General features: G+C 64.4%; 7 protein-coding genes, 1 pseudogene and 1 other annotated feature. Of the genes and pseudogenes, 5 read left to right on the top strand and 3 right to left on the bottom strand.

Translation table 11 applies throughout. The features are described from left to right. Positions 1-9: 9 nt before the first annotated feature. Together ABS73_RS09985 and ABS73_RS09990 are read right to left on the bottom strand one after the other, a co-directional pair. Positions 10-378: a response regulator gene (locus tag ABS73_RS09985; RefSeq protein WP_127898852.1), complete on the bottom strand. Its 369-nt coding sequence runs from the start codon at positions 376-378 to the stop codon at positions 10-12. Further along, positions 375-650, bottom strand: a complete 276-nt coding sequence (locus ABS73_RS09990; RefSeq protein ID WP_136857980.1) for an STAS domain-containing protein — start codon at positions 648-650, stop codon at positions 375-377. Before ABS73_RS09990 ends, ABS73_RS09985 begins: the two co-directional genes overlap by 4 nt. A gap of 162 nt (positions 651-812) precedes the next feature. Between ABS73_RS09990 and ABS73_RS09995 the strand changes: the two genes are divergently transcribed. From ABS73_RS09995 to ABS73_RS10010, 4 genes and pseudogenes are all read left to right on the top strand, one after another. Beyond that, positions 813-1,796, top strand: coding sequence for a CheB methylesterase domain-containing protein (locus ABS73_RS09995; protein ID WP_277023696.1), 984 nt, complete (start codon positions 813-815; stop codon positions 1,794-1,796). Next, entirely contained in the window at positions 1,793-2,314 is a 522-nt protein-coding gene (locus ABS73_RS10000; protein ID WP_277023695.1) for a chemotaxis protein CheD, read from the top strand. Before ABS73_RS09995 ends, ABS73_RS10000 begins: the two co-directional genes overlap by 4 nt. A 162-nt stretch (positions 2,315-2,476) precedes the next feature. Then, a complete protein-coding gene (locus ABS73_RS10005) occupies positions 2,477-4,669 on the top strand; it encodes a methyl-accepting chemotaxis protein (protein ID WP_286693446.1) in 2,193 nt (730 codons plus the stop codon). Between the two features lie 549 nt (positions 4,670-5,218). Further along, positions 5,219-6,561: pseudogene (locus ABS73_RS10010) on the top strand (IS3 family transposase). After that, positions 5,543-5,697: a sequence feature (AL1L pseudoknot), on the top strand. It overlaps the preceding pseudogene by 155 nt. Before the next feature lie 899 nt (positions 6,562-7,460). Here ABS73_RS10010 and ABS73_RS10015 read toward each other — a convergent pair. Beyond that, a complete protein-coding gene (locus ABS73_RS10015; protein ID WP_277023693.1) occupies positions 7,461-8,927 on the bottom strand; it encodes a methyl-accepting chemotaxis protein in 1,467 nt (488 codons plus the stop codon). Between the two features lie 248 nt (positions 8,928-9,175). On the opposite strand from ABS73_RS10015, the gene ABS73_RS10020 reads away from it, so the two are divergent. Continuing rightward, entirely contained in the window at positions 9,176-10,144 is a 969-nt protein-coding gene (locus tag ABS73_RS10020; RefSeq protein WP_277023691.1) for a ParB N-terminal domain-containing protein, read from the top strand. The last annotated feature ends 98 nt before the right edge of the window (positions 10,145-10,242 follow it).

Genomic DNA, 10,242 nt, shown 5'->3' on the forward strand with positions numbered 1-10,242 from the left:
CTGCCATCTTTAGCGTCCCAATACCTTGTCGATGACGGCGATCAGACGCTCGTCCTCGAAGGGTTTCACGATCCAGCCGGTCGCCCCGGCACTGCGGGCGCGGGCCTTGAGATCGGCGCCGCTCTCGGTTGTCAGAACCAGGATCGGGACATCCGCATAGGCGCCGGTGGCGCGGACATTCTCGATCAGGCCAAATCCGTCCATGCGCGGCATGTTGATATCGGTGATGATCAGGTGCGGATCGGCCTCGCTCAGCGCGCCGACCCCGTCGACGCCGTCGACGGCCAGAAACACGTCGAAGCCGGCATTGCGCAGTGCCTTGGACACAAGCGCGCGGATGGTGGGCGAATCATCGACCGCCAGGATACGGGTCGTCATGCGGGTCCCCCGGTTTGAATATGATCGACCGAGGCGCCGACAGCCTCGATCGCGGTCAGGAACGGCTCGGATGCATCCCGGACCGACAGCGTCTTGCCATCCGTCTGCCACTGCTTGCGGGCCGAGATCAGCATCTCGACCGCGAGGGTGCCCATACGCTGGACCCCTGACGCGTCCAGGACCGCATCTGCGCCCCGGTGATCCAGAAGGGTTCGGGCAAAGGCCGAGACGGCCTTGCGGTCGAACGTCTCGGGCAGGGGCAGGGCGTGCATGTGATCCACCTCTTGTTGTCATCGGCGTCCCAATGGCTAGCAGGCAACCCTTAAGGAAACATTGCCGGGCGGATAAATTTTCCGAACCTCAAGTCATTTGAAAGAAACGATTATTTAATACTTCTGCGGCAATCTGCGATCCACCTTACCAGGAGTTCTCATGTGTCGAACCCGGTCCTGCTGATCGCCGACCCGAACATATCCCGGCTGACCGCACTGCTGCGCAGATGCGAAGATCACCACGGGGTGACCGTGCTGGGCGCCGCGACGCCCGGCGAAGCCTATGTGCTGCTTGAATCGCATCTGCCACGGCGCGTCGCCGTCGCGGCCGAATTCGCCGAATCGATCGAGTTCGACGCGCTGGCGGACATCCTGACGATGATCGACGCCCAGGTGGTGATCTATGGTCAGATGCGCCGTCCCGCGGGGGGCTATCCGGTACATTCCAGCCCTGAGCAGATGCTGTCGCGCCTGTTTGGCGGCCTGCAACCTGCGCGACCCGCTGCGTCCGCGCCGCCGCGTGCGGCCGAGGCCGTGCAGCCCTCGACGGACCCTGTCGGAGGCGTGGTTCTGCTGGGGTCCTCCACGGGGGGGATCACCGCGCTCGAAACCGTGCTGGGATCGTTTCGCAGCGACTGCCCGCCCACGCTGATCGTGCAGCATATTCGCCCGGGCTTTGCCGACGGCCTGGTCCGACGCTTGGACCAGCTGCTGAAGCCGCGCGTGGTGGCGGCCGAGGACGGCGCACCGCTCCGCCGGGGGGTGGTCTATCTGGTTGCGGCTGCCGATCGCCATCTGGGGTTCGTGCTGCGCGGCGGCCCCAAGATCCGGCTGATTCCGGGGGCGCCCGTCTCGGGGCATCGCCCCTCGGTCGACATGCTGTTCACGGATGGCGCGGCGCTGGCCGACCGGCTGGACGTGCGGGCGGCCCTGCTGACGGGCATGGGGGCCGACGGGGCGCAAGGCATGTGCGCGTTGCGTCGGGCGGGGGCGCATACCATCGCGCAGGATCGCGACAGTTCGGTGGTCTGGGGCATGCCCCGCGTGGCCATCGAAATGGGGGGCGCGGCCGAGGTGCTGTCGCTGTCCCGGATCGGGCCGGCCCTTCTGTCCCGCGAGGCCGTCCGCCAGAGGAGGCTGTCATGATCCGTGAACCCGGAAGCAATGTCATCCATGTGGTCCAGGGCGAACACGCCATCAGCGATGTCCCCGACGTCGTTCTGACGACGGTCCTTGGGTCCTGCGTGTCGGCCTGCATCATGGACCCCGAGCGTCGGATCGGCGGGCTGAACCACTTTCTGCTGCCCGATGCCGGGCCGGGCGGTCCCGATATCCGCTATGCGGCCGCCGCGATGGAGGTCCTGGTCAACGGGCTGATGCGCCGTGGCGCAGTGCGCAGTCATCTGCGCGCCAAACTGTTCGGCGGCGCGCGGATGATGGCGGGCCTGCCTGATATCGGTCAGCGCAATGCCGACGCGGCGCGCCGCTTTCTGCAGGACGAGGGTATTCCCCTGATCGCCAGCGATCTCTGCGGCAGTCAGGCCCGACGCATCCGGTTCTGGCCCACGATCGGGCGCGTTCAGCTGCACCTGCTGGGCGAGGCACGGGTGCCCGTCCGCGAACAGCCTATGCCGCAGCGGGGTGGCGATGTCGAACTGTTCTGAGTGCCGGGTCCGCCCCGTGCCCGCCTGTTCTCCGGCGCTTGCCCGGACCCCCTTTTCCCTACCGGTCGATCTGGATCGGCGGCCCTTTTCGGAGTTGCTTTGATGTTGAATAACGTCCGGATCACGACCCGCATCACTGCCGGGTTCGCGCTGATCCTCGTCATGCTGACCGGCTTTGCCGCCTTTACCTGGAACCGGCTGGATCATCTGTCGGACATCGACGAAAGAAGTGAGTTCGCAGAAAACGGCGCGTTTCTTGCTTCGGATATCGCGACTGGCGTCGCCCGAGCCGAACTCAAGGTCGTGGAATTCCTGCAGTCGCCCACGCCCGAGGGTAGCCGCGCGGTTATTGCCGACATGGAGCATGTGCTTGCCCTCGGGCAGCAGGCGATGACACGTGGCGATCGCCTGGCAGATCAGATCGTGGCACTGAAGGTGCGTCATATTGAGGAAATGACGCAGCTTACCGTCGATTTTTCTGCACTAGTCTCTCGGGTGACGCAGATGCGCCAGCAGGGCGTGGATCTACGTCGCACGATGGAGCAGATACAGCGTCAGATGGAGGCGCAGGGCAATACCGACGCCGCCTACTTGGCACTTGCCGCATCGAATGATTTCTTGGTGTCGCGGGTTCGTATCGACCGCTTTCTGGCGGATGGAACCGTAGCCGATTTTGACGAGGCCGAAGCACCTTTGCAATTGACGCTTCAGTCGCTCGAAGCGCTGTCCCGACAGCCGCTGAGCACAGAGCCTCGTGCGGCCGTGACGGCGCTGCAGGCGGGAGTTGCGGATTTCTGGTCCAATGCTCTTGCTGTGCGCGGGCTTGAAATCAATGCGCGTACGCTGGAGCGGCAGGTCCATGAAACTGGCGTGCAGGTTCTTGAGATTGTCGGCGAGATGCAGGCTTCCGCTCAGGCTACTCTGGAAGAACTTGATGCGCAAAAAGTGGGTGTAATGAGCAATACCGTTCTCTCAATTCTGGCTGGCGTGGCGGCGGCCATTCTGATCGGGGCGCTGATCGCGGCCTATCTGGCCCGCGACCTGGGCACGCGCATGCGCCAGACCGTTGCGCAGACGAACCGCCTGGCGCAGGGCGATCTGGACGTGGATGTCAGCGGCACCGAGGGCACCAACGAACTGGCCCAGGTGGCGCAGGCCTTGGCCGTGTTCAAGCGCAACGCGATCGAGGCCCGTCACCTGGCAGCCGAGGCGCGCCGCACCGAGGCCGAGGCCGCCGCTGCCAGAGAAGTCGAATCGCGCCAGCAGGCCCGCGTCGTCCGCGACATCGGGGCCGGGCTGACCCGTCTTGCGCAGGGCGATCTGACCGAGCAGATCCCCAACCCGCCCTCCGATCCCTTCCCGGCGGGCTATGACGGGCTGAGAGAGGCGTTCAACAGCGTGGTGGCCAACCTGACGGGCACCGTGGCACGGATCACCGATGTCGCCGATCAGGTCCGGGGCGGCGCGACCGAGATCACCTCGGCCGCGCAGGACCTGGCCAGCCGTGCGGAAACCCAGGCCGCGACCTTGGAGGAATCGGCCGCCGCCCTGAACGAGATGAACGCCAGCGTCCATTCCACTGCCGAGCGCGCGCGCCACGCCGAGCAGGCCAGCCGCCAGAACCGCGACATCGCCGAGGCCAGCGCAGCCGTGGTGCGCGACGCCGTCACCGCAATGCGCGGCATCGAGGCCTCCTCGGATCAGATCACCCGCATCATCGGGGTGATCGACGACATCGCCTTCCAGACCAACCTGCTTGCGCTAAACGCGGGGGTCGAGGCCGCCCGCGCCGGAGAGGCGGGGCGCGGCTTTGCGGTCGTCGCATCCGAGGTCAGGGGCCTTGCGCAGCGTGCGTCCGATTCCGCCCGTGAGATCAAGTCGCTGATCTCTCAATCAGCCACGCAGGTCAAGGCGGGGTCGGCTCTGGTCGGTCGGACCGGCGACAGCTTGGGTCAGATCCTGACCAAGGCGCATGAGGTGTCCGAGCAGATCACTGCGATTTCCTTGGCGGCAAACGAACAGTCAGTTGGTCTGGCCGAAGTCAATACCGGCGTGAACCAGCTGGACCAGGTGACCCAGCAGAACGCCGCTGTCGCCGAGCAGGCGAACGCCGCAGCCGCATCGCTGCAGCAGAGGGCCGAGGATCTTATCCGCGAGATTTCGGGCTTCCGGATTTCCGGGCGGATGGCACGCGCGGAACTGTCCCGTCCCAAGATGGCCAGCCCCCTTCCCGTCGTCGAGCCCGTGCCTCTGCGCGTCGTGGGTGGCCGGTCGGAAGGGCAGATGTTCGCGTCCTGCCTGGTCAAAGTGGGGGGTGCGTTCCAAACCACGCCCTGCGGTCCGATAAAGCGGTAATTTGCGGTACTCCGGTGATGCCTATCCAATCAATTTGGGCTGGCGGCTGATGATGTCAACCAGACGGATATTGAAAGTCGCGGTGGGTGGAGTTGGAGGTGCCCGCTGATCGCTGCTCAGGCGGCAGCAAGAGCGATGCGACAGGTCACTCTCAAAGCGCCCACAGTTCCACGCAGACGTCCAGCCAGTCTCCGTGTCAGAAATGGGTTTTTTGTTGGTTGTTTCCCTTCTTCCCTCGGATGAAAGATCCCATTCTGCCCTGGTGTTGCGGGCGGGGGAATGTCCTTCGCGGGCTTCCGGTTGACCTGTTCCTGCCCGCGATCAAGTCGTCCGGCCCCGGCGCGGTCAAGCATTGACTGGAAGGTGGGTGGGGTTGCGATCTTGAAACTGCATGCGTGGGTTCAACGAACCACCTGGCTGCGTTTGAGATGGGTTTCTCAGCGGGCCGCCGGTAAGCAAAGGCACTATCGTCCTGATGAAGCGAGGCGCCGCGTGTTGAACCGCACCGGGTTTGCCGGCGGCTCCAACTCCTGAGTAGGATGAAGCATCATGAGCAAGATCACGAACAAGTTTTCCCCCGAAGTGCGCGACCGCGCTGTGCGCCTGATGCTGGACACCGAAGGCCAGCATGGGTCGCGTTGGCAGGCCACGGTGTCGATCGCCGCAAAGATCGGCTGCTCGGCGCATACCCTGAATGACTGGGTCAAGAAGGCCGAGGTCGACAGCGGCAAGCGCGCGGGCGTTCCGACCGAACTGGCCGAGCGGAGGAAGGCGCTGGAGCGAGGGAACCGCGAACTGCGCCAGGGTGAGGAGGGTCGGGAAAACAGTCCGGTGGACTGTTTTCCCGACGAACGAGGTCCTGCGCGAGGCCCGCGCGTATTTTGTGATGGCGGAGCTCGACCGCCGGTCGAAGTGATGGTGTCATTCATTGACGCGCATCGGGATGCACACGGGGCTTGGCCATTGCGGCGCTATCGGTCCAAGCCCGATGGACAAGGCCGATCTGCGACGTTCTGCCGATCGCCCCGTGGACTTACTATGTTCATCTGGCCAGGCGGGCTGATCCCGCCCAGCTGTCGGACCGTGAGCGGCGGGACGAGGCGCTACGCCCCGAGATCCGGCGGGCGTTCGAGCAGAACTGGCGGGTCTACGGCGTGCGCAGCGTCTGGCGGCAGCTTTGCCGTGAGGGTTTCGATGTCGCCCGTTGCACGGTGGCACGGCTGATGAAGCGCATGGGTATTCAGGGCATTATCCGCGGCAAGCCGCACAGGACGACGATCCCCGACAGGAAGGCCCCGTGCCCCTTGGACAAGGTGAACCGCCAGTTCCGCGTGCCCGCGCCCAACAGGCTGTGGGGTCGTCCATTGTGGCGCAGTTGGTTCAAGCCCAATGGACGACGATTTCACCTATGTCGCCACATGGAAGGGGTTCGTTTATGTCGCTTTTGTCATCGATGACCTCGCCGCATCGTCGGCTGGCGCGTCAGCACCTCGGCGCATGCAGGCTTCGTCCTCGATGCCCTCGAACAGGCGGTTCAAGAGCGCCGCCCGGTCAAGGGCATGGGGCTGGTTCACCACAGCGGCCGCGGAAGCCAGTATCTGTCGATCAAATACACCGACCGCCTCGCTGAGGCAGGCATCGAGCCCTCGGTGGGCAGCGTCGGTGACAGCTACAACAATGCGCTGGCGGAGACGATCAACGGCCTGTTCAAGGCCGAGGTCATCCACCGCCGCAGACCATGGCGCAACATCGAAGCGGTCGAATACGCGACGCTGGATTGGGTCGACTGGTTCAACAACCGCCGCCTTCTCGAGCCCATCGGAAACATCCCTCCCGCTGAAGCCGAGGCCAACTTCTATGCGGCCTTGCAAACTGAGACCATGGCCGCGTAACTAACGTTAATCACCCTCCGGCAAACCCGGTGCGGTTCATGTCGCCTGATACGGGCTACAGCGGCTTATATGGTCAGGATTAGGGTTCCAAGAAAGGGATTGAATCAGTTCCTGCGTAGCCCTTGTGGAATCGGCCGCTTGGGGCAGGCAACGAAGTGGGGCCTGATCTGCGATGGAACGAGGACGCCGTCCCGATTGGCAAGCGTCCCCCTGGTTGGGGCACTGTGTCGGGGCAGCGGGGGCGATTGCAGTTGCGGCGCGGACGACAGCAGTCGTGCCACGATGATTGAACGATCATCTTGTTTCATGATGCGGAGGAAGGCCAGCACGCTCGAGGCCGCGCGCATGAACGCGGCGCTGCTCAGACAAGTGGGCTGGCGTCCCTATGCGCACTGCCAGTCGCCTATCCGGGATCGCCGAGTGGCTCGGGCCGATCGTGTCAGGTCTGCAATGGCCGCCTGCGGCAATGTTCATCTCCCTGATCCGCAGGAACCATGGTGACGCGGGGCCAATGATCGCGCCCACCGGGGTCTCGGCCACAACGTCCCACGGGCGTCGATGCGTCGACCCAAAGCCTGGCAGGATCCTGCGCCCTCCCACGGTGGCTGAATCAGCAGGTAGGCCAGACCTCGCCATCACGCCCCGGAAAGACGTTTCGGCCGCCGCCTGCGCCAGATCAGTCGACGCCGCCCGCGTCATCGCACCGCCGGGTGACGGTAAATCACCGGGGGCAAGCCAAACCCTGCGGCAGGCGAAGGCTGCGGTCTTGGCAAAGGTGCCGGTCTTGGGCTGTGACGGCCTGCCATCTGGGTGCTTGGCATGCTGGCCGGACAGGGTCCTGCCAGTGTCCGGCGTCGGTCGGATGGCCCTGTAGGGGACATCCGTTGAGCCATGTCCTGTCAGACAGCCATCCGCAGCGGCGGAGAACTGACGCGGGCAGGGTGGTCTGCCATCGTGAAGCTGCCCACCAGCCGTGTCAGGTCCTTGACCTCGGCGTTCAGGAGACTGCTGGTCGCATTGGCCTGTTCGACCATGGCGGCGTTCTGCTGGGTTACGTCATCCAGATAGCGAACCGCGCTGTTGATCTCGGAGATGCTGAGGGACTGGCGTTGCGCGGTGCTGGCCATCTCGGTCACCGTTCCCTCGATCTCGTCAAAGACCGAGATGATGTCGGTCAGCGCCTGGTGGGTGGCCCCGACCAGCGACACGCCATGGGTGGTCTGCTGGACGCTGCGGTCGATCAGCGTCTGGATCGTGCGTACGGCCTCGGCCGAACGCTGCGCCAGGGCGCGGACCTCGGCGGCGACGACGGCAAAGCCGCGGCCCGCCTCTCCGGCGCGGGCGGCCTCGACGCCGGCGTTCAGGGCCAGAAGGTTGGTCTGGAAGGCGATCTCGCTGATGACGCCGATGATCTGGCCCATCTCTCCGGCGCTGGCGGACACGTCGGCCATGGCGGTGCGGGTCTGGTCCATGATCTGGCTGCCATGGGCTGCGACCTGGCGGGCGCGGGCGGCCATCTCCTCGGCCTGGCGGCTGCGGGTCGCGGAATCGCGGACGGCCTCGGTCATCTCGTTCAGGGCGGCGGCGGTCTGTTCCAGGCTGGCGGCCTGCTGTTCGGTGCGCCGCGCCAGATCGTCCGAGGCCGCCGCGATCTCTCCGGTGCCGTTGCCGATCTGGCCGGCCGAATGGCGGACCGACCCCATGATGTCGGCCAGCCGCTCGACCGTGTCGTTGAACCGCGTGCGCGCCGACAGGACCGGGTCCAGCCGGGTCGTCAGATCACCCTCAGCCAGGCGGCCCAGTGCCGTGGACAGGGCCTCGAACGCCTGCTGCTGCGCATCCTCGACCTCCTTGCGACGTCCGTCGATCTGTTCCAGATAGGTCGAGACCGACAGGTCGATATCTAGCAGCGCCGCGCGGATCAGCGCCGAGATGTCGGCGGCCAGACGGACGCGGCTGGCGGCGGTCACCGTCCGGCGGTCGCGCAGCAGATCGCGCACGACGTGGTCCAGGACCAGCCCGTACCCCCCGATATACCAGCGCGGCTCAAGCCCGATGCGGGCATGGACCGCGCCGATGCGGCGCACGGCCTGGCCATAGTCATCACCATAATTCGCGGCCATGAGCCGGGACCAGTGGCGGGCTTGGCTGTCGCGGGCGCTGTCGGTATGGGCGGTGTCGCGGAAATACTGGCGCAGGACGGGGGTGGCGGAGACCTTGGTATAGAACTGTGCAAGGGCGGGGCCGACGCTGGCATTGACCTGAGGGGCCAGTGCCCGCAGTCGCGCCTGTGTTTCTGCGTCAAGACCCAGGAAATCCAGTCTCGCCTCGAGCTGGATGGGGTCGTTGGTCTGGGGGTCGGTCACCGCTTGATCCTTTCACGTGCCACTGGCGAACGTGCAAAGGCTATCCCACAGACATTAAGGGACACTGAATTCCCGACGAACCTGTTCAAATAAGGGATAAGGTGCAGGATTCTCACGAAAACAGGTCTTCCGATTGAATTCAAAAGAGAACCGTTTTCCAGCAAAATCAGAACGCATCACAAACAAGACCAGAACAAACCGGCATCTTGCAAAACACTTTACGGACCTGTTGCGGGCGGGTGGCGCGCATGAGTGTCCGCATCGACAAGATCCGAATTGACGGCGGAACTCAGTCGCGCGCCGCGCTCAGTGAAGCCACTGTGGCCGAGTATGCCGATGCTATGGCAGACCCCAACACGGTATTTCCGCCGGTCATCGTCTACTTTGATGGCAAGGATTACTGGCTGGCAGACGGCTTTCACCGGGTGGCAGCATGGGCGCGGATCGGGCGCACGGAAATTCCGACCGACATTCGGCAGGGTGATCGTCGCCGCGCGATCCTGCATTCCGTTGCCGCGAACAGTGCCCACGGCTTGCGCCGCACGAACGACGACAAGCGCCGCGCCGTGCTGACGTTGCTGGAAGATGATGAATGGGGGCAATGGTCGAACCGCGAAATCGCCCGCCGCTGCGCCGTTTCCGAAGGGCTGGTCCGGTCATTGCGTGACCCTATCTGCGCACAAAACGCAGATAGCCCAACCCGAACCGTTGAGCGCAAGGGCACCGTCTATCAGCAGAACACCGCCAATATTGGGGCGGCGTCAAAACCCGATCAAGAACTGAGCGTCCAGCAAATTCAGGACAATCTGCCCGAACAAGAGCCGGATCAGGGTGCCGGGTCAAGAGCCGATCAAGAAGCCGCCCCCGCCGATCTGCCCGACGAACCCGACGACGAAATACCTGCCGATGTCGCCGCCTTCATGCGCAAGCACAACGGGCTGACCCGCGAAGCCCTTCTGCGCGACTACGCCGAATTCGCGGTTAAGGCCAAGGCTGATCTGGCAAAGGCCGCGACGGAAATCCAGCGGCTTAAAGACGCCTTGGCGAACCATAGTGGCGACAAGGATGACGCGATCCGGCGCATGCAGAAGGTCATCGACCACAAGGGCAGCGAAGTGTTCCGCGCCAATGAGAATTTCATGGCCGAGAAGAAGAAGAACTACGCCCTCAAGAAGCGGATCGAAGAGCTTGAGAAAATGGGGGTCGTGATCCCATGACTAGGGTCCGTTGACGTTCAGGATTCACACTTCGGCTGAGTTCTGATTCAAGGTTGCAAAGAGTGGAGAGCAACCTTGACCCGACGTGCCCTGACCGA

This window comes from Paracoccus sp. SCN 68-21 (assembly GCF_001724535.1).
In the GTDB taxonomy this organism is placed as follows: domain Bacteria; phylum Pseudomonadota; class Alphaproteobacteria; order Rhodobacterales; family Rhodobacteraceae; genus Paracoccus; species Paracoccus hibiscisoli.